This is a genomic window from Rickettsiales endosymbiont of Trichoplax sp. H2, assembly GCF_009690945.1.
In the GTDB taxonomy this organism is placed as follows: Bacteria; Pseudomonadota; Alphaproteobacteria; order Rickettsiales; family Midichloriaceae; genus Aquirickettsia; species Aquirickettsia rohweri.
Genome location: NZ_NPHZ01000007.1, coordinates 23,978 through 44,254 on the forward strand (window position 1 = coordinate 23,978; position 20,277 = coordinate 44,254).

The window sequence follows — 20,277 nt, forward strand, 5'->3', positions numbered from 1 at the left end:
ACTCTATTTTTCTTATAGCTGGACCCTTCATAGTTTTATACCTAACTTTGGTTTAGTGCTATTAATTGTATGGTTAGCAGACTTTATATTGCCTATGTTATCTTGAGTAACAGTTGGCTTTTTTACTTTTAGATCTTTATTTATTTTTGAAAGAGAACTACTATTTTGATCTTTATTAATATTCTTGTTTTTAACTTTAGCACTACTATCTTTTGCTTCTTGCTTTTTAGCTAATTCTTGCTGTCTTTGTTTTTTCAATTCCCGCTTCTTTTTTGTTTCTTCTTTTAATTTAACAAGGCCTTCTATTTGTTCTTTTGTAACCACTCCAGACTCATTACCTTCTAAATCATATCTCTTAGCATTTTCTACATGAAGTTCTTTATATTCCTTACTGGTACAATATAATTTAAAAAACTCAGCTAATTGTGTCTTACTTATTCTTAGATTATCATTAGCTAGTATCTCTTTCCTTATCCCTACTTTAAGTAATTTAACATCCTGCTTATTAAATAACTTTGGATATTCATAAGCTAAAGTATTAAATATTTTATTGTAATCCTCAGATAATAATAGCTGATCTTTTTTTATTTTTTGATCCATCTTAAAATTTTCTCCATATCCAAATAATAATAGATATTATAATACTCAATAAAATAGAAGTTGTAATTGGGAAAAAGAACTTTAAGTTTTTGCTTTCAAAATATATATCTCCAGGTAATTTAAAAAGTCCTATTTTAGATATATATGGGAATAATATTCCAATAATTATGAATGCTATCCCAAGGGCTATAATAAGTTTTTGTATTGTCATACGTTATCAAAGAAGATTTAAAAAATTGTTTTAATAAAAGTCTTATCCATTGAATGGCCTAATAATCACTTGCTTTTTCCAACATAATAACCAAAAGCAAAGCATATTATAGCTATTATTGCTCCATATACAACTGCTGCTAACATATATTTTTTCTATTTATTATTATTTACAACAGCTTTAAATTCACTACCTACAGAAAAACTAACCCTTCTTTGTGCTGGAACTTTTGCTATAGTTCCTCTTGGGGTTTTTACTTCCTTTTCTTCTGTTTGTTTAGCTTTAAAAGTCCCAAACCCTATAAATCTTAGTTCGTCTTTATCTTTTAAAGATGTAGCTATACATTTAAACACTTTATCTAAATGCCTTCCAGCTTCTGCTTTACTTGTATTGATTTCTTTTGATAATATTTCTATAAATTCACTTTTGTTCATAATTACTACTCTTATTTTGTTAATTGTGGCCTAATAATATGTTTGTTCTATTTTAGAAACTACTTTTATAAAATAATATATAAAATGTCAAAAACAATGTTAGTGCTACTATAAAAAGAAAATATTTTTTATAGGATAGTATTGCAAACTGAAAAGATAAGATTGAAATAAATGATACAATCAGTAGAGTCATATAAAATAATTTCTTACTTCTTGCACCGCTTAATAGCAATTTGTAACATAGCTCTATATGTTATTTTGTTCTCTTAGTGGAACAAAAATTTCAGTTAACAACTCATTTGGTGGAGTGTTATGAGGATTATTTTTGTATATTTCAAAGCATGGTGCTAAAAGGTCTACTCCATACCTCTCATTAATTTTATCAGTATATATTTTTTTATATGTATTAATCATTATATCATAACTACCTTTGTGTATAGTTGAAATGCATTTTCTAGATTCTAGCACTTTAGTTTTAATATCATCTATAGTTATTACTCCCTTTTCTACTTGTATACATGCATCATATCTACAGTCTTGAACTACTTCAGGATTATCATAACAAACACCTACGCTTATTATATTATCAATGTTAATATTACTATTTTTTGCCCACGATAAAAGACGTTCCCATGCGCCATAACAATCCTTATAACGTCCTATATGAGTTATATATGCTACATGTAACTTTGGAAAATTTTTTATTTTTATTGTCAAGTCTACCATACTACTCCCACTATATTAATATTATAACATTTTAAAGTTTAATATATATCAATAATAAATTCAAATCTAGCTTTAATACTTTATTAAAAAGGTAATGGTGTAAAATAAAAAGTTACATAATATGAGTTGAAAAGTATAATAATAAATATTTAAAGGGAAGCAATTATTGAAGAAGCAAAACTTATAAATATAGACACAAACTTCAAAAATCAAAATTTTAGTGGAGAAATTATTATAGGATGTACATTCAAAACTCAAAAATTAGAATCACAAAAAACTGAAAGAATTATTATTCCTAACATCATTAATTTATAAAATTCTTTTGGTAAATCCACTGCCATTAAAGTTTAATATTATAACTGTTGCTGACAGAGTTATACATTTTTGAATAATAAGTCTTTATTCAAGATTCGCGATAAAATGAATCAATTAAAATTTATATATAATTGATGTAGAATAATAGCTGCAGCATTTGAAACATTTAAGCTTTCTAACTTATTTGACATATCAATTTTAACTTTTACATCACTTTGCTTTAAATTGATATCTCTGATTCCCTTACCTTCTGAGCCTAAAACTAACGCAATTTTATTAAATTTAGCAACAGAACCAATATTATTATCACCATTTTGTGTAATAGATACAACCCAAAATCCCTGATTCTTTAAAAATTTTAACGTTCTAGCCATATTAACAACTTGAATATATGGTATTAACTCAAATGCACCAGCACTAGCTTTTACAAGTGATGCACTTTCTGAAGGAGCATTATCTTTAGTAGTTATTACTGCATCAGCAGCAAATGCAAGAGAAGATCTAATAATTGCTCCAATATTTTGTGGATCGTTAATTTGATCCAAGCACATTATAATACTTTTGCTTTTAATATTATTAATTAAATTATCTATACTAGGTGACTTTAATAACTTCACCATTATTGCAATGCCTTGATGAATTGATTCATTAATTCCAATCTTACTACTGATCTCAATATTAGTTAAAATTTCTATTTTTATGTTTTTGTCCTCAATATAAGTTCCTATGTTTTTTTTAACAAAATCAATAGTATTTTTAGTTACACATAATTTTAAAATTTTTCTTGCAGGATTTTTTATAGCTGAAATTACTGGATGCTTGCCATATAGCCAATAATTATCATTACTAAGATAATGTTTTTTATTTTTTAACATATAATTAATTTAATTCAATTTGATTAACTGCAGCATTTCTTGCAAGTTTATCTACAATTTCATTAAATTTATTGCCATTATGAGCTTTAACCCAGAACCATTTTGTATTATAAACTGAATTTAATTTATCTAGGTCTTTCCAATATTCTATATTTTTTATTTTTCCATTTTTCCAATTATTGATTTTCCAATTTTTAATCCATTCAGTTATTCCACATTTTAGATAGTTACTATCAGTATATATTTCAATCATGTTATCCATAATTTCTAAATTTTCTAAAGATTTAATAGCAGCTGTCAGCTCCATTTTATTATTGGTGGTATGCTTATCACAACCATAAATTTTTTTGATAATTTTATCTTCTTTGATAAATATAGCTGCCCAACCTCCTAAACCAGGATTTCCTAAACAAGAACCATCGCAATAAATTTTCATAAAAAAGTATAAGTATTTTTTTGATTTTATGATATATTTATGTTCATTAAAGTAAATATATTTTTATTATTTGTGAACACCAAAAGCCATAAAAATTTAATATCTGTTTTGGCAATACTCTACATTTTAATTACCTATAGCAATTTAGGATTTGCCAATGAAAAATACAAAGATATGAAAGATTTTGAAGAAGTAATAGATATTATCCACAATCAATATATTAATAAAGTAGATAATAAACAGCTTATGCAAAGTGCAATTAATGGCATGCTTGATTCACTAGATCCATACTCAACTTTTTTAACTAAAGAAGAGTATGACGACATGAAATCTAGTGCAAAAGGTGAATTTGGAGGAATTGGTGTTGAAATAAATATGGAACAAGGTTTTTTAAAAGTAGTCTCTTCTTATAAAAATCTTCCTGCTTACAGAGCTGGAATCAAACCTGGTGATATTATTGTTATGATTAATGATGAAGCTATTGGTAGTATGAGCATTGTCCAAGCATCTGACAAATTAAAGGGAGAACCAGGCAGCACAGTGAAGCTTAAAATTTATAGAGATTCAGGAGAAATAAAAGAAGTAGTAATAACAAGAGACGTAATTAAGCTCATTCCAACTAAAGTTCTTTATTATAATCAAGATAAAGTAATTTATGCAAAAATAGGAAATTTTAGTGAAAAAACCAGCTTAATTTTAAAAAATGAATTATTAAAAATAATCAATAATCATAATAGTATTAAAGGATTAATATTAGATTTAAGAGATAATCCCGGAGGAATTTTAGATCAAGCGGTTGAAGTTTCAAGACTTTTTTTGAATGATGGAATTATTGTATCAATTAAAACTAGACATAATAATGAAGAAATATCATATGATGCAACTGGTGCTGATATAATAAAAGGACTGCCTATAGTAATATTAATCAATAATGGCTCTGCTTCTTCATCAGAAATAGTAGCTGGAGCATTGCAAGATAACAAGAGAGCCCTGGTAATGGGAGAAAAATCTTTTTGTAAAGGACTTGTGCAAAACTTAATCCCCTTTAGTAATGGTTCGGCTATAAAGCTTACAACAGCTAAGTTTTATACTCCTTTAGGTAAATCTATACAAGAAGAATGCATAATACCAAATATAGAAATAATATCTCCTCTTGTTAATACAGAGTTAAATAATGACACAAATAATGCTATTATTAAAAATAATAATCATAAAAATTTGAAGAATTATCAAAATGACTATGTACTACTCAGAGCAATAGATTTAGTAAAAGGCATTTCTTTATATACTCATGATAAAAATGAATAAATTTATTTTATTTTTAATATTTGGTTTAATTATTTTTTCACCTAAAATTATAATGCAAGCTTATTGTCTTGATTTAATACCCACAACATCAGAAAAAATAGCAAATGTAATTTACAAAGATAAAAAGAAATATAAATTTATTTATTTTTTTACTTCATGGTGTTATGAATGTAATGAAACTTTAGATAAGTTACATAAAATGCAACTTGATCGTAATTTATCACAAAAATATAATTTTTATATTATTTCATTAGATGATGATAATAAAAAATTATTAAAATTTTCTAACACTAAAATTAAGGATAAATCTAAAATTTTTTACTTTGATAAATTTGCTGAAATTGAGAAGTTCCTTATAAAAACAAACATAAATTATGATAATGCAGTTCCCTTTTACTGCATACTTAATGAAAATAATACAATAATTAAAGAAGGATATTTTGAACTAGAGCAACTTAGCAAAATTATAAAAAACCAGAATAAAAAATAACTTTATTTGATATAATTTATTATTAGAGCTTTGAGTTAAATTGATTAGCTTTGTTGCAAACTAATTCTAAGCCGTTCAAAAAGAAAAAATAATTTTTATAAATTACCAATATTCCTAATTTTAAGTTTTGTTTCGAATTTTTCAGTTTGCAACATTGAATTATGTCTATGCTATGGTTAATTTGACGATAACTTCCAAATTTCTTCAAGATTATATTTCTCCCTTGAGTGCTTTTGAAAGATGTTAATAATTAAGTTATTAGCATCTATTATTACCCATTCACAAGAATTATTTCCTTCACTTTTAGTATATATTTTATATTTTTGCTTTAAAAAATCACAAATATTATCTGTTAAACTTAAAACATGCCTTGAGGAGTTTCCTGTAGCTAATATTGCAGTACTAAAAATGTTATTAGAGAGTTTAGCTACTTTAATATCTTCAGCTTTTAGTTCACTTAATTTATTTACTATAGCGTTTATTATTTCCTCATTCATATTATGCAATTAGTGTTTTTGAAGTATTTTATCTTGTTCGTTATCTATATTACTATCGTAGATTTTATCTGGTATAATTTGTAGATTTTTACCTAATGCATTTTCAATCACTTCGTCAAAAGTTTCTACAAATATAATTTTTATATTGTCTTTTACTTCATTTGGAATTTCATCCATATCTTTTTTATTTTCCTTAGGGACTATAGCTATTTTTATTCCAGCTCTTAAAGCTGCTAATAACTTTTCTTTTAACCCTCCAATTGGCAAAACATTCCCTCTTAATGTAATTTCTCCAGTCATAGCAACATCATTTCTAACAGGTATATCTGTAAGTATAGATACTATTGAGGTAGATATAGTTATACCAGCAGAAGGCCCATCTTTTGGTGTTGCACCTTCAGGCACATGTACATGAATATCATATTTTTGAAATAACTCCTCTTTAATTCCATAATTTTTAGCTCTTGAGTGAATGTAACTATGAGCTGCTTGAACAGATTCTTTCATTACATCACCAAGTTTTCCGGTGATTTTAATATTACCTTTTCCTCTATATTTCACTGCTTCTATAGCTAATAAATCTCCCCCAGCCTCTGTATATGCTAAACCATTAGTAACTCCGATTCTATTATTTTTTTCAATTCCTTCATAGTTGAATTTATGAGGCCCTAAAAATTCAGGAAGATCATTGCTTGTAATTTCAAAGCTTTTTTGCTGTTCTAGTAATATCTTTTTAACAGATTTTCTAAATATTTTTTCGATTTCTCTATTTAAATTTCTCACACCTGCTTCTCTAGTATAATGTCTAATTATATCAATAATTACAGAATTACTGATTTTTAATTCTTTTTCACTCACACAATGAGAGTCTCTAATTTTAGGAATCAAGTGTTTTAAAGCAATTTCTAATTTATCTTTTTCAGTATAACCTGATAATCTAATGATTTCTAACCTATCTAATAATGGAATAGGAATATTAAAGCTGTTTGCTGTTGCTACAAACATAACTTTTGATAAATCGCAATCAACTTCTAAGTAATTATCATTAAAATGTTTATTTTGAGAATTATCTAATACTTCAAGTAAAGCAGAGCTTGGATCTCCTCTATAATCGGTTCCTAATTTATCAATTTCATCAAGTAAAATTAAGGGATTGGAGCTTTTAGCTTTTTTTAATGCTTGAACTATCTTTCCTGGCATTGCACCAACATATGTCCTTCTATGGCCTTTTATTTCAGCTTCATCTCTAAGTCCACCTAATGTTATTTTTGCAAAATTTCTATGCGTAGCTGTTGCTATTGATTTTGCAAGGGAAGTTTTACCAACTCCAGGAGGCCCAACCAAACATATAATGCTACCTCCAAGCTTTTTTGACTTAAGGTTGACAGCAAGGTATTCAATAATTCTTTCTTTTACCTTACCTAAGGCATAATGCTCTTTGTCTAATGCATCTTGAGCTTTTTTAAGATTTTTATTGTTCACAGTTAATTTATTCCAAGGTAAAGATATTATCCAATCTAGATAATTTCTAATAACTGTTGCTTCAGATGACATAGGGTTCATCATCTTGAGTTTTTTTAGTTCTGAATTAGCTTTCTCTTTTGCCTCTTTTGGAAGCTTAAGTTTCTCTATTTTCTTACCTAATTCATTAAACTCTTCTTTTATATCCTCTTCTCCTAATTCTTTATGGATAGCTTTTAGTTGTTCTTGTAAATAATAATCTTTTTGATTTTTTTCAATTTGTGTCTTTACTCTATTTTTTATCTTGCTTTCAGCTTTTAATAACTCAATTTCAGCATTTATATAAATCATTAGATTTTCTAGCTTTTTATTTACATCATTTAATTCAAGTATTTGTTGTTTTTTTGCTAGAGTTAAATGTATCTGAGAGCATAATGCATTACAGAAACTAACTAAATCTTTAATTTTAGTAATATTAAGAAAAGCTTCTTGAGAAGCTTTTTTGCCATAATTGAGATATTCTTCAAATAAATTAGTAACAGCATTCCTTAGTACTAAAGTTTCTTCATCGTTGGAGCAGATGTCTTTTGTTACTTCAACATGTGCTTTTATATAATTGCCTTTATTTATGTATTTTGTTGCCTTAGCTTTTTCTAGCCCTTCTATTAAAATTTTTACAGAGGAATCTTGTAATTTAATTACTTGTAAAATTTTTGAAACAACACCAATTTTGTGTAGATCACTTGATTTTGGAATATCATTTGCCCCATCTTTTTGAGAAACTAAAAAAATTTTGTTATTTTTTCCTATGTTTTGTAAAGCTTTGATAGATTTATCTCTGCCTACAAACAAAGGTACTATCATTTTTGGAAATATCACAACATCTCTAAGAGGTAACACAGGATATAAATCTAATTCTTCAGTAACTTTTGCTTTCATTATAGCTTTTGTATATTATATTCTTATAATTATATATATAGTTTAATGTCATTTTAACAAGTTTATTTATAAAATATTTATATGAAATTTATTTCAAAATTAAAAGTAAATATCTTTCTAATATTAGTTATCTTAATAAAATATACCCCTCTTCAAATTAATATTAAATATCAATATATTCCAGAAATTTTATCATTATTAATATATGTTATATATTTACAGAGAAGTGATTTATTAATATATGTGAATATATTTTTTTTGTCTCTATTAGATGATTTATTAAGACTAAATTATATAGGAATTAGCATTATACAAAATTCTATATATGTTTTCTATATAGATACACTTAGAAAAAAGTATTCCAGCAATATTTTATTTGATTGGCTTAGTTTTACCATATTAAATATTATATTGTTGCCTATCAAATATATTTTGCTAAGTTTTTTTAAAAATTGTGATATATTTTCTTTTGATATATTTTTTAAAAAAGCTTTTGTGACAATAGCATTTTTTCCATTTATATATTATTTAACTAATAAATTCATCCATAATAATAAGATTAATGCGTGATGAAAAAAGCAAATACAAAACCTTAACAAGACGAGCTTTAATTTTAGGCTCTGTTAAAGGAGCTTTGATAAGTTGTTTAATAGGCAGATTTTATTATTTGCAAATTTTAAACTCTAATGTTTACCAAACTTTATCTAATAAAAATAGACTTAGGATATTACCAACACCACCTCTACGAGGTGATATACTTGATATAAATGGTGATGTATTAGCAAACAATATTAAGATTTATTCTCTCATAATAAAAATAGAGTTTAAGAGTCGCCTAAAACATATAGTAGATAAAATTAATAATATTTTGATCAGTCAAAAAATATCTTTACAGAGAATAGTTGAAAAATCAAAAAATATTCCAATTAGCCAACCTATCAAATTAATTGAAAATATTTCTTTGCAAAATGCTATTTTAGTGGATTCTAATCTTAATTTACAAGAGGTAGAAATAATTGAAGAATATATTCGTAATTATAAATTAAGAGAAAAAACTTTCCATGTTATTGGTTATATTGGAAATGCAACATTAAAAGAAATTGATTTAGAAAATTTACCGAAAAATTATAAATTTTTAACTGGAAAGGATGGTATTGAAAAAGAGTATAATAAAATTTTACAAGGAAAACCTGGTATAAAAAAAATTGAAGTTGATGCGAAAGGTAATTTTACAAAACAAGTTGATGTTATACCCCCTGTAAAAGGTTCAACTATTTCGTTATCAATTGATAAAAATGTACAGAATATTATATCCAATCACATTGGTGAATACAATGGAGCAATAATAATATCAGATTTAGTAAAGAAAAAAATAATTGGAATGGTATCTATGCCAACAATTGACCCTAGTATTTTTATTGATGGCGTATCAAGTAAGAAATGGAAAGAAATAGTTAATAATAAATATAACCCACTAATTAACAAGTGTATATCTAGTCAATACCATCCTGGATCTATTTTCAAAATAATAATGTTCTTATCAATCTTAAAAAGTGGAATTAATCCAAATGAGACAGTTTATTGTCCCGGTCATTATAAATTAGGTGGTAGAGTATATAAATGCTGGAATAAGTATGGCCATGGAAATGTTAATTTAAAACAAGCTTTTGCAAAATCATGTAATGTGTATTTTTTTCACCAATCATTAAGAGTAGGTATAAATAATATTAGTAAAATTGCAAAAGAGCTCGGATTAGGAGATAAAACTAATATTAAACTTCCATTTGAAATTGGAGGTACTATTCCTAACATTGAGTGGAAGAAATCAAAATATAAGAAGAGTTGGTATTTAGGTGACACAATTAATTCATCTATAGGACAAGGATATGTAGAAACAACGCCTATACAGTTACTTCAAATGGTGTCTAGAGTTGCTACAGGTGAGGTGTTTGATCAAACGATAGAGAATGATAATAATAGTATGCAAAGTAAAAAATTAAAGATTAATCAAACGCATTTGAATATGTTGAGAAAATCTATGTTAGGAGTGTTTTATAATACACAAGGTACTGGTTACAGACAAAGGATTGACGATGAAGAATTTAAAATTGCTGGTAAAACTGGCACATCTCAAGTAGTGTCAACAACTCATGATATTTTAAGTGATATGTATAAAGATCATAGTATATTTGTAGGGTATGCACCATTTAATTCTCCTAAATTTGCTATATCTACTGTTATTGAAAATGGTGGTTGGGGATCAAAAACAGCTTTACCAATCTCAAGAAATATACTTAATGATTTAAAACACTTGTATATTTAATTTTAATACTAACCAAAATATATATTACCTTTATTGTTGACTCAGTGATAAATCTTAAGATAGCTTGTTTAGATACTTTATATTTCTGATAGTGTGAATAAAAAGATATATATACTTAAAGAACAAAAATTTCTACTTGTAATATTTTTTGTTCAGATGTGGGAATCATTCAGCATATACGGGATGAGAGCTTTGCTCATTTTATATTTAGTATCTCAATTAGGTTTCTCTGATCCAAAGGCTTATGGAGTTTACTCTTTATTCTCTGCATTTGCATATCTTGTGCCAGTATTTGCTGGAATTATTGCTGACAGATTATTAGGGTATAAAATTCCTATAATTATTGGATCAATTATAATGTGTTTAGGGCATTTTATAATGACTTTTATTAACTTGAATACAAGTATAGTGTACTTTGGACTGGGTTTAATTGCTACTGGCTCAGGTTTATTTAGAGGTAATCTTATAAACCTTCTTGGAGGTTGTTACAAAAAGGATGATCCAGAGAAAGAACGTGGATTCACTTTATTATATATTGCAGTCAATGTTGGTGGTTTTATTGCTATGATAGGATGTAGCTATGTTGCACATTATATTGGTTGGGATTATGGATTTGGACTTGCAGGAATTTTTATGTTGTTTGGCACAATTGTTTTTTTAAAATATCAGTATCTATTTAAAAATATAGGCAATATTCCAGATTTTTCTAGAGTGAAAAACATATTAGGTATTAGTTTAGAAAAAGTTATATTTTTTGGTAGCATTGCTATATCTGCTTTATTTGCTGTAATGCTATACTATAATGAGCAATTTATATATTTACTTGATATTTTTGGTTTATTTATTGTATTAGTCTTGGGAAATTTATTATACAAAAGCAATAGACTTGAACGTCAAAACTTACTTGTACTGTTGATATTAACAATTTTCTTTATGTTAATTTATGCAACAGAAATGCATTTAGGATCATTGATAAATTTATTTACAGAAAGAAATGTGAATAAAACTATATTTGGATTTGAAATTCCTGCTGCAGCACTGCAATCATTAAATCCAGCTTATGTCATGATATTTGGGCCATTTATTGCCAATTATTTTGCTAAGAAAGAGCAACCTTTGCTTAGATTTTTTATGGGATTAGTGTTTATGCTAATTTGCTTTTTATTATTGTATATTGGATGTAGGAATCATAATGCATTTTATCAGAGTAACGTAATATACTTATTTTTATCTATAGCAATGATGTCATTAACAGAGCTTTATGTTGCACCCTTACTTTTCTCTTTATATAACGCATTATCGCCAAAAAAAATCCAAGGATTTATGATGGGAATTATGCTACTTAGCATAGCTTATTCTAGTATAATAGGTGGAGAAATTGCTAAATTAATGTCTATTCCAAAAAATATAAAAAATGCAAAAGATTCACTATTAATATATCAAGAAGGTTTTTTCAATATTAGCTTATTGTATTTTGCTTTAACATTTGTTTTCTTAATAACAATACCATTCTTAAAAAGGTTGATGAATAACAATACCTAAAAATTAAATTTCTATAATACTCTTGCAGGCCCCTTGTTAACAGCATGTGTATTAGGAGTCTTTGGCGCTGTTATTTTTTCAATTAAGCTAGGTCTTCTTTCAACAACAGAAGTTCTTTCAACCATACATCCTTTTGTTTGAGCTTCAACAAATTTATCAACAGAATCTTTTTTCAATTCAACTTGTTGTTTAATATGAATAGCTGAAGAATTTAACCCCAAATCGAAATATCCACTACTACTTGTTTGTATAGAATGATCTTGTTGAAATTGCTTTTTTGGTTCAATAATGTATCCTGAAAATAACCCTAAATCATCAGATTGCTTTGAAATATCTCTTTCTGAAAATTGTTTATCATGACTTTGTTCATGGAAATATCCCTTAATACCATCTAAATTAATCTTATTCCAAAATGATAATTTTTCATCAAATATATATCCACAAGTAAAACCTAATGTTCCTGCTGCAAATGCTGTATTGGCTAATATAACTGCATTTACAGCTAATGAATAGCCGATAGTTATTGAAAGTGGATTCAAAGCTAATATTACACCTACAGCAAGGGCAGCAAAAACAATTCCACAAATAAGTTTATTTTTGGTAGGCCATATTTTTTTGAAACTCTCCTCAGCCTTATGCACACTTAAAGCATAAACCTCTTCTGGTCTCATTCCTGTGTGTTTTTTTTCATCATAATCTCTGAGTTGTTTGTATGCAAAAATTCCTCCATGTATACCTCCAGCTGCTGCTCCACAAAGTACAGTTCCTGCAAATGTATTGAACCCATTTGCAAGAGAACTTAGCCCAACTGATGTTGCTATAACGCCTAATCCTGTTAAAGTTGCTCCTATTATTTTTTTCGTATAACTTTGTTCTGTAAAGCCACTTTTTAAAATATTTATACCTGCATATGTGCTAAGTGCTCCTCCAACTGTTGCTCCTATACTAGATGGAGATATCAAACCAGTTGCTGCACATAAAGTTGCTGCAACTGGAATAGTATTGACTCCAGCATCTAAGCTTCCAGCTCCAGCAGATATTGCTACAGCACCTAATTCAGCAAGCTTATCACCTAATTGATTACTAATATAACCTTGCTCTCTAAAATACCCATTTTTAACAGCATGTAATGCTTGATCACTTATTATTCCTGCTGCTACAGAACCAGCTATGCCAGTAAATGGACCTGACAAGGTATAACCAGCCCCAGCACCAATTACAGAAGATAATATTGCTGCACCAATTCTTTGACACTTAAATCTATCATTTGTACCATCATCATTACTTTTACAATATCCATATTCGCTTCTGCCAAATAGTTGAGTTTTAACCAAATGTTGATTTTCTTGTAGCTCTTTTAGAGCATCAGCTCCTATTGCATCTCTAAAATTTACATCTAATAATAAAGTATCTGGATCAAATATGACACCTGTAAGGTCTGTCCTTTCCATATGTGACATTGGAAGTTTCGCACCTGAAATATCCATATTTCTAGCAATGGCATCACTGAAATCACATGCAACCATTTCAGCAAATTTAGCATTTACTTTTTTCAAAGTTGCTTCTCTAAAATCTGCCTTGTATGCCTCTATATTTTCTAAAACAGCTTCTGTAAGATTAGCATTTTTTAAATTAATTTCATTTAATATGGCTCCTGATACATCTAATCTTTCTCCTCTTATTCTTTCCATCACAGCATGAGAAAAATCAGCTTGATGAGCGTGAACATCCTGCAATGTCGCGTCTTTAAAATCTGCATACCTAGCATTAGCCCCATCCATTATTGCGTTAGATAATTTAGCTAATTCTAATTTTGCTGACTCTAAATCTGCATCAGATAAATTCACTCCTTTGGCTTTAATTTTGTTTAATAATGCTCCTCTTAAGTCAGCATACCTTAAATTAGCTTCTTCAAGAACTGCTTCTTCAAGCTTTGCTTTACTTGCATCAATTTGTTCCATTTGTGCTTGAGAAAAATCTGCATGAGAAAAATCACCTTCTAACACAGCTTCCCGAAGATGCGCTTTTCTCATTTTAACGTATCTAGCATCAACATCTCTTAAATTTACTTTGTTTAAATTAGATCTATCTGCAATAGCTGATTTTAAACTTGAGTTCTCAATACTTGATCCAGTCAAGTCTGCAGAATAAAGCAGTGCTCCTTCAAAATTTGAGTTAGTAAATCGACTATACATCATTCTAACTCTTGGCATAATTGCTTGAGAAAAATCTACATTCTCTCCTTTAATAGCAATTAAATTAGCATCTGTTAATGTACTATTTTTAAAAGAGCTTGTACCTTGAAGTGACGCAGTCTCAAAGCAAGTTCCAGTTAAATTTGTATTTTCAAAATTACAATCTTGGAATACTACACAAGCAAAATTAACTCCACTTAAATCCAAATTAGATAAATCTAAACCACTAATTCTTTGATATTTACTTTCTTTATAGAAGAAATCTGCAACAGGTATTATATCTTTGCCTGGATTTAAATCTTGAGCTTGGCTTAATATTGCTTGATTTGTTGTTTTTTCAGACAAAAAATCGTTAAATGATTTTTTAGCTGCTTTTTCAGGCAAAGAATTAATATATTCTATATAATCTTCTAAATCTTGTTGTGTAGCTTCAAGTCTTACCTTAACAGAGTTAGCTCGTTCAGGATTTTTTGGCAGGTATGTTGGGTCATAATATGCTGTCTTTAGCTCTATTATATACTCATTAGCTATTATAAATAACTCATTTTCAAGTCTTTTCTTATATTTAGCTTTAATTTCTTCAACTCCTTCAGCAATTTCCTGATTTAGTTGCCTTTGTTTATCTGTCTCACTCACAAAGCTTAAAGCCCAATCTTTATAACTCTGTATGGAAAGCTTTTCTTTTTTAAAACGATTAATCTCATCCTCACATTCAGATTCATAACGTCTTCTTGCATCATTTTCTCGTCTAAACCTTTCTTCAGGTTCATAATCATATTCAGTTCTTTTGTTAGCTGGCAAAGGACTTTTATCATCTGCTTCAATTCTAAATAATTTCTGCATTTGCATTCTTTCAGCATTTGCGTAATCAAGTTTAAGAGAGTCAAGTAATCTTTCATCATCTCCATCAGGTAATTCACCATCTGCTAATAAGTAGTTACGAAAATCACAATTTAATTTAGAACCTCTAAAATCAACATGTGATAAATCACATGAATCAAAAATAACATTTTCATCAAAAATACAATCTCTAAATATTGCTCCATTTAATGATTTATAAAATCTCACATTTGAAAAGACACACCCAGATAAATCAACTTCACTTAATTTTAAAGGATCTTGTTCATAATATTCATCTACAAAATTTCTATCGCTATCATAACTATCAATATATTGTTCAACTATTCCATAATCTCCGCTAATTTCTGCTACTATAACCTTACTTTTATATTTAGGATTCTCTTCTGTAAATCTTTGTTGCAAATATTCATTTAAACTTCCCGCAGCTTTTTGGTCTCCTGGTTCTCCATTTTTAATTTTTCTATGTTCAGTAATATAATCTATTAATAAATTTAAATTTTCCGGTTCTGGAATACCATCTTCTTCTCTCCTTGTTTGAACATATTCATATATTGACCATTGTGCACGTGGATCTGCATCTTTTCCAGCTTTTGATTTTTCAAGCTCTTCAATATACTCATTTATATATTTATGATAATCTTCACCTAAAGATATAGGGATAATTTCAATGGACTGATCTAATTTTATACTTTCTTGTTCTAATTGAGCATATATTTCTTCAACTTTAGGCATAATACTAAATACAAAATAGTTATAAATTTAAGGTAACATTAGTTACTTTAAAAAACATTTTATTTTTTTTCAGATTTAGTGATTTTTTTTCTTTTTACTGTCTTCTTTTTTTGTAATTTTTCAATCATTAATCTATTATCCTGAGCTATTTTTTTCACAACTTCAAATTCCTCCTTTGTTACAAAGTTCATTTTTTTTATAAAAATTTCAATTTGAGTAGTTATATAGTCTGATATTTCATTCTTAACATTTACGGCTCCTGTGAAAGTTGAGCCTGCTAGCTTTGCTAGATCATCTAATATTTTGTTGTCTTTTTTCATTTTTTTAAATATTTATATGTATTAAATAATACAAATATCATGTAAGAATTAATGTTTGCAATGCTTTTTCCTAATATTAATCCAATAGCAATAGAATTAGGATATATATCAATTAGGTGGTATGGAATATCCTATGTTATAGGTGTTTTGCTTGGTGTATATATTTTGAAAAAAATTGAGAAAAAGTATACTGTTGCTAACCTTATTTCAAGTGCCTATGAAAATTTACTTACATATATTATTATTGGCATAATAATAGGCGGAAGATTAGGCTATATCTTATTTTATTGCCCGAATGTAATTTTGGATGATTTTTGGGAGATATTTAAGATTTGGCATGGTGGCATGTCTTTTCATGGAGGACTGCTTGGGTTAATGGCAGCAATATGGTTGTTTAGTTTAAAAAATGGAAAATTTATATTTACAATGGATTTAATAGCATGTGTAGTGCCTATAGGTTTATTCTTTGGACGTATAGCAAATTTTATTAATGCTGAGTTATATGGAAAAAAAACAAATGTAAGCTGGGGAGTAATTTTTCCAAATACAGATTATCAGCCAAGGCATCCTAGTCAATTATACGAAGCAGCTTTTGAAGGAATAATGTTATTTTGCATTATGTTAATTGCACTTAGAATAAGGCAAAATTTTCTTAATAATAAAACTTTAGATTCAAAAAAAAGTAAAAATATGGAAGGCTTTCTCAGTGGAGTTTTTTTAACTTTTTACTCTTTATTTAGAATTATTATTGAAATTTTTAGAGAGCCTGATCAGCATATTGGGTACATTTTCAATTTATTATCTCTAGGACAAATTTTGTCAATTCCAATGCTAGTAATGGGTATTTATTTAATTTTAAAAGAGTTGCAACTAAAAATTGAGTAGGTTATCATTAATATATAACAGCATGAGAAGATATATGAAAAAAATTTTAATTCGAGAAAGTATTTATAATAAGCTAACTAATAACATAATAATATTTGGAAAATAAGATATTATTTAGAGTATTTTAAGAAAAATCTTTCATAATACTGATTTATTAATTATTTTAGGGGGAAAATGGATAAACTGCATTTAAAAAATTATGTAGATCTAGCTCGAAAATTAAGCGGTATAGAATATGCATAAATTACAACAAGTATTCAAAAAAAGTATACTGCATCATGGTAATTCAAAATTATTAAGCATAATTACTCAGAACGATATATATATAAAAGAGTATATTAATTTATGCCAAGATAATTTCTATGGAATTTTAATTAACTCTTTAAGTACTACTTACCCAACAATAAAGAAATTAATTGGGGAGAAATGTTTTGATTATTTAGCAAAATTATATGTCAAAAGTAATTATCATAAAAGTAATAGTTTAAAAAATTATGGGAAGAAATTTTCTTCGTTTATAAACTCAAAAGTAGAGTTAAAATCATTTCCTTACTTATATCATGTAGCTAAATTAGATTACTATTTATATTTAGTTCGTAATGCTAATACAGATTATAAAATAAATATTAACTCAGATAATATCTATTACTTTAATGATTTTAAACTTAAAAAATATATTAAACTGGTAAAATCTAAATATCCTATAGATTTTATTTTTAAGTTCTGTAATTCTAAAAAGCATGTAGATAAAAGCATTGAAGTACCTAAAAGAGGATCTAATTTATTAATTTTAAAAATTAACAATGTAGTAAAATATTTGTGTTTAAATAATTTTGAGTATAATTTTTTATTAGATTTCAAAAGATATAATAAACTCTCTAACATGCAAGAGATTTATGACCTTGAAGATGATATTAAGGTGCAAAAAATTTTATCAAAAATTTTACAATTAAATTTATTAACTTTTTAAAAGAGGTAAATAATGTGTATAAAAAATATAATCAAAAAAAGTTATTTATTTTTAAAAGATAATTACAGTTATATTACTTCCATTTATTTATTATTATGCAGAGCATATGTATTTTTAATATTTTTCAAATCAGGCTGGCTAAAGCTAAAAAGTGGATTAAAAGGGCATTGGCATGTCGTTGAGTATTTATTCCAGCATGAATATAATATGCCTTTTATTCATTATAAAATCACAGCTATTATAGGTACTTTTAGTGAATTATTTTTTCCTTTATTACTTTTGCTTGGATTAGTAAGCAGGGCATCAGCTATAGTTATGATTTCAATAATATTATTTATAAATTTCAGCTATATGTATCATGATAAATATTTTATCTGTGGTATATTAGTGTTAAATATATTAATATTTGGACCAGGCAAATTTTCTATTGATCATATTATTTCTAAAAAGGCAAAGTCAAAAATATAGTAATTGACATTTATTATTTTATCTATAGTGTGTGACCTGTGCAAGTTAATAATCTATTTTATAACTTTATATATTAAGAGCTATGTATCTAAAGTTCTGTTTTATTACTCATTAAATCAATATATTTATAAATAAACTAGAAGACATTAACACTTTATATATGAAATTATTTAAATTATGAATAAATTTAGTTCTCTTAATATTACAACTTTGCTTCAAGAATCTATTATAAAAATGAATCTAAAGATTATGACACCTATTCAATCTAAATCCATACCTGTGATTTTAGAAGGCAAAGATATAATAGGTTCTGCGCAAACAGGCACAGGTAAGACCATTGCATTTTTAATTCCAGTATTAGAAAAAATCTTAAGATATGATAAAGAGCAAGCTTTAATATTAGCTCCTACAAGAGAATTAGCATCTCAGATTCAAGCTGTAATCAAAGATTTAGCTCTTAAAATCAAAACTATTAATTCTGTTTTATTGGTTGGAGGAGCTCCAATTTTTAAGCAAATGCATAAACTTAAGAAAAATCCAAATATTATTGTTGGTACACCAGGAAGAATCAATGATCTTATAAATAGAAAAAAATTAGATCTGAAAAAGGTAAATACTTTAGTAATTGACGAATCGGATAGGATGCTAGATATGGGCTTTAGTATACAGTTAGATCAAATTGTTGGATTTTTGCCTAAAGAAAAACAAACCTTGATGTTTTCTGCAACTTTCTCACCTGCAATTCTTAATCTATCTAAAAAGTACTTACAAAATCCTCAAAAAATTACAGTCACTTCTTCAAATGTAGTTACTCCTAAGATTAAGCAAGATATTAAGTATACAAATAATTCAACTAAATATAATGACCTCTCAAACGAACTTGATATGAGAGAAGGTTCAATAATTGTATTTGTTAATACAAAAATTAGCGCAGAAAGTCTAAGTAAAAAGTTACTGCAAAATAATCACAGTGTTTCTACGCTTCATGGAGATGTTATACATAGAAAACGTGAAAAGGTGATTAAAAATTTTCGTGCTAAAAATTTTCGTATAATGATAGCAACAGATATTGCATCAAGAGGTTTAGATATTCCTCATGTTGAACATGTAATTAATTATGATTTACCAATGTCTCATGAAGATTATATACATCGTATAGGAAGAACTGGTAGAGCTGATTCTAGAGGATCTGCATTAAATTTACTTTTACCTAATGATATAAATAAATGGAAAAGCATAGAGAGATTTGTTGATCCAACTAAAGGTTCATTTAAGGAAAGAAATAATAAATCAAAATTATTTGGTAATAATCGTTATAAAAAAAATAATAAACCAAAAAGATTTTATAGTGCCAAACATGCTTCATAATTAGGAGTTTATAAGAAATATCTATATTAAAATATGGGTTTATTGCAAACAAACTTAGTGTATAGTATAAAGTAAAAATAAGGGGAGGAATATGGAAGAAAAAATAAAAACAAATATTTGAGGACAACTAATATAAATATTTAGATCTAAATGAGAGATATATGTAAAAAATATTGAAAATTATTAAATAAAAATACTAAGGTGAATAAAAAAATGAAAACAATTAAAATATTAATAGCAGTTTTTTTGCTCAATCAATATGTAGTAAGTACGCTAAATGCAAAAAATCCTGAAGAAGTAGAAAGACAAATTAAAAAAGAT

The 20,277-nt window shown here is 27.0% G+C and carries 18 protein-coding genes; 8 read left to right on the forward strand and 10 right to left on the reverse strand.

The genetic code is table 11. The features are described 5' to 3' along the window. Window positions 1–27: 27 nt before the first annotated feature. The 6 genes from h2es_RS06600 to h2es_RS06625 form a co-directional block, all read right to left on the reverse strand. Window positions 28–600 (reverse strand): ProQ/FINO family protein, encoded by a 573-nt coding sequence (locus tag h2es_RS06600; protein WP_154512493.1) that lies wholly within the window; start codon window positions 598–600, stop codon window positions 28–30. A gap of 1 nt (window position 601) precedes the next feature. Beyond that, window positions 602–811 (reverse strand): DUF2905 domain-containing protein, encoded by a 210-nt coding sequence (locus h2es_RS07970; protein ID WP_154512495.1) that lies wholly within the window; start codon window positions 809–811, stop codon window positions 602–604. A 155-nt stretch (window positions 812–966) separates the two neighbouring features. Then, window positions 967–1,245 (reverse strand): HU family DNA-binding protein, encoded by a 279-nt coding sequence (locus h2es_RS06610; RefSeq protein WP_154512497.1) that lies wholly within the window; start codon window positions 1,243–1,245, stop codon window positions 967–969. Between the two features lie 246 nt (window positions 1,246–1,491). After that, window positions 1,492–1,971: an AraC family transcriptional regulator gene (locus h2es_RS06615; RefSeq protein WP_154512499.1), complete on the reverse strand. Its 480-nt coding sequence runs from the start codon at window positions 1,969–1,971 to the stop codon at window positions 1,492–1,494. 425 nt (window positions 1,972–2,396) lie between these two features. After that, window positions 2,397–3,161 carry a 23S rRNA (guanosine(2251)-2'-O)-methyltransferase RlmB gene (gene rlmB / locus h2es_RS06620; RefSeq protein WP_154512500.1) on the reverse strand — a complete coding sequence of 255 codons (765 nt, stop codon included), beginning with the start codon at window positions 3,159–3,161 and terminating at the stop codon, window positions 2,397–2,399. Between the two features lie 4 nt (window positions 3,162–3,165). Further along, complete coding sequence (locus tag h2es_RS06625; RefSeq protein ID WP_154512502.1) at window positions 3,166–3,597, reverse strand: ribonuclease H family protein; 432 nt, start codon at window positions 3,595–3,597, stop codon at window positions 3,166–3,168. Between the two features lie 39 nt (window positions 3,598–3,636). Between h2es_RS06625 and h2es_RS06630 the strand changes: the two genes are divergently transcribed. Both h2es_RS06630 and h2es_RS06635 read left to right on the forward strand, forming a co-directional pair. After that, window positions 3,637–4,905 carry a S41 family peptidase gene (locus h2es_RS06630; protein WP_126044919.1) on the forward strand — a complete coding sequence of 423 codons (1,269 nt, stop codon included), beginning with the start codon at window positions 3,637–3,639 and terminating at the stop codon, window positions 4,903–4,905. Continuing rightward, window positions 4,898–5,395, forward strand: coding sequence for a TlpA family protein disulfide reductase (locus h2es_RS06635; protein WP_154512504.1), 498 nt, complete (start codon window positions 4,898–4,900; stop codon window positions 5,393–5,395). The genes h2es_RS06630 and h2es_RS06635 overlap by 8 nt, the downstream gene beginning before the upstream one ends. A gap of 176 nt (window positions 5,396–5,571) precedes the next feature. Here the strand turns inward: h2es_RS06635 and rsfS are convergent, their stop codons facing one another. Together rsfS and lon are read right to left on the reverse strand one after the other, a co-directional pair. After that, complete coding sequence (gene rsfS / locus h2es_RS06640) at window positions 5,572–5,892, reverse strand: ribosome silencing factor (protein ID WP_154512506.1); 321 nt, start codon at window positions 5,890–5,892, stop codon at window positions 5,572–5,574. Between the two features lie 9 nt (window positions 5,893–5,901). Then, window positions 5,902–8,292 (reverse strand): endopeptidase La, encoded by a 2,391-nt coding sequence (gene lon, locus h2es_RS06645; RefSeq protein WP_154512508.1) that lies wholly within the window; start codon window positions 8,290–8,292, stop codon window positions 5,902–5,904. Window positions 8,293–8,854: 562 nt separating this feature from the next. Between lon and mrdA the strand changes: the two genes are divergently transcribed. Beyond that, entirely contained in the window at window positions 8,855–10,615 is a 1,761-nt protein-coding gene (gene mrdA / locus h2es_RS06650; RefSeq protein ID WP_154512510.1) for a penicillin-binding protein 2, read from the forward strand. Window positions 10,616–10,708: 93 nt separating this feature from the next. After that, window positions 10,709–12,157 carry a peptide MFS transporter gene (locus h2es_RS06655; RefSeq protein ID WP_154512512.1) on the forward strand — a complete coding sequence of 483 codons (1,449 nt, stop codon included), beginning with the start codon at window positions 10,709–10,711 and terminating at the stop codon, window positions 12,155–12,157. 11 nt (window positions 12,158–12,168) lie between these two features. On the opposite strand, the gene h2es_RS06660 is transcribed toward h2es_RS06655, so the two are convergent. Continuing rightward, a complete protein-coding gene (locus h2es_RS06660) occupies window positions 12,169–15,945 on the reverse strand; it encodes a pentapeptide repeat-containing protein (RefSeq protein ID WP_154512514.1) in 3,777 nt (1,258 codons plus the stop codon). 59 nt (window positions 15,946–16,004) lie between these two features. After that, complete coding sequence (locus h2es_RS06665) at window positions 16,005–16,265, reverse strand: accessory factor UbiK family protein (protein ID WP_154512516.1); 261 nt, start codon at window positions 16,263–16,265, stop codon at window positions 16,005–16,007. A gap of 60 nt (window positions 16,266–16,325) precedes the next feature. Between h2es_RS06665 and lgt the strand changes: the two genes are divergently transcribed. From lgt to h2es_RS06685, 4 genes are all read left to right on the forward strand, one after another. After that, complete coding sequence (lgt, locus tag h2es_RS06670) at window positions 16,326–17,150, forward strand: prolipoprotein diacylglyceryl transferase (protein WP_154512526.1); 825 nt, start codon at window positions 16,326–16,328, stop codon at window positions 17,148–17,150. 235 nt (window positions 17,151–17,385) lie between these two features. Then, window positions 17,386–18,120 carry an HvfC/BufC family peptide modification chaperone gene (locus h2es_RS06675; protein ID WP_154512518.1) on the forward strand — a complete coding sequence of 245 codons (735 nt, stop codon included), beginning with the start codon at window positions 17,386–17,388 and terminating at the stop codon, window positions 18,118–18,120. Window positions 18,121–18,132: 12 nt separating this feature from the next. Next, complete coding sequence (locus h2es_RS06680; RefSeq protein WP_154512520.1) at window positions 18,133–18,588, forward strand: DoxX family protein; 456 nt, start codon at window positions 18,133–18,135, stop codon at window positions 18,586–18,588. A gap of 177 nt (window positions 18,589–18,765) precedes the next feature. Next, window positions 18,766–19,956 (forward strand): DEAD/DEAH box helicase, encoded by a 1,191-nt coding sequence (locus h2es_RS06685; protein WP_154512522.1) that lies wholly within the window; start codon window positions 18,766–18,768, stop codon window positions 19,954–19,956. The last annotated feature ends 321 nt before the right edge of the window (window positions 19,957–20,277 follow it).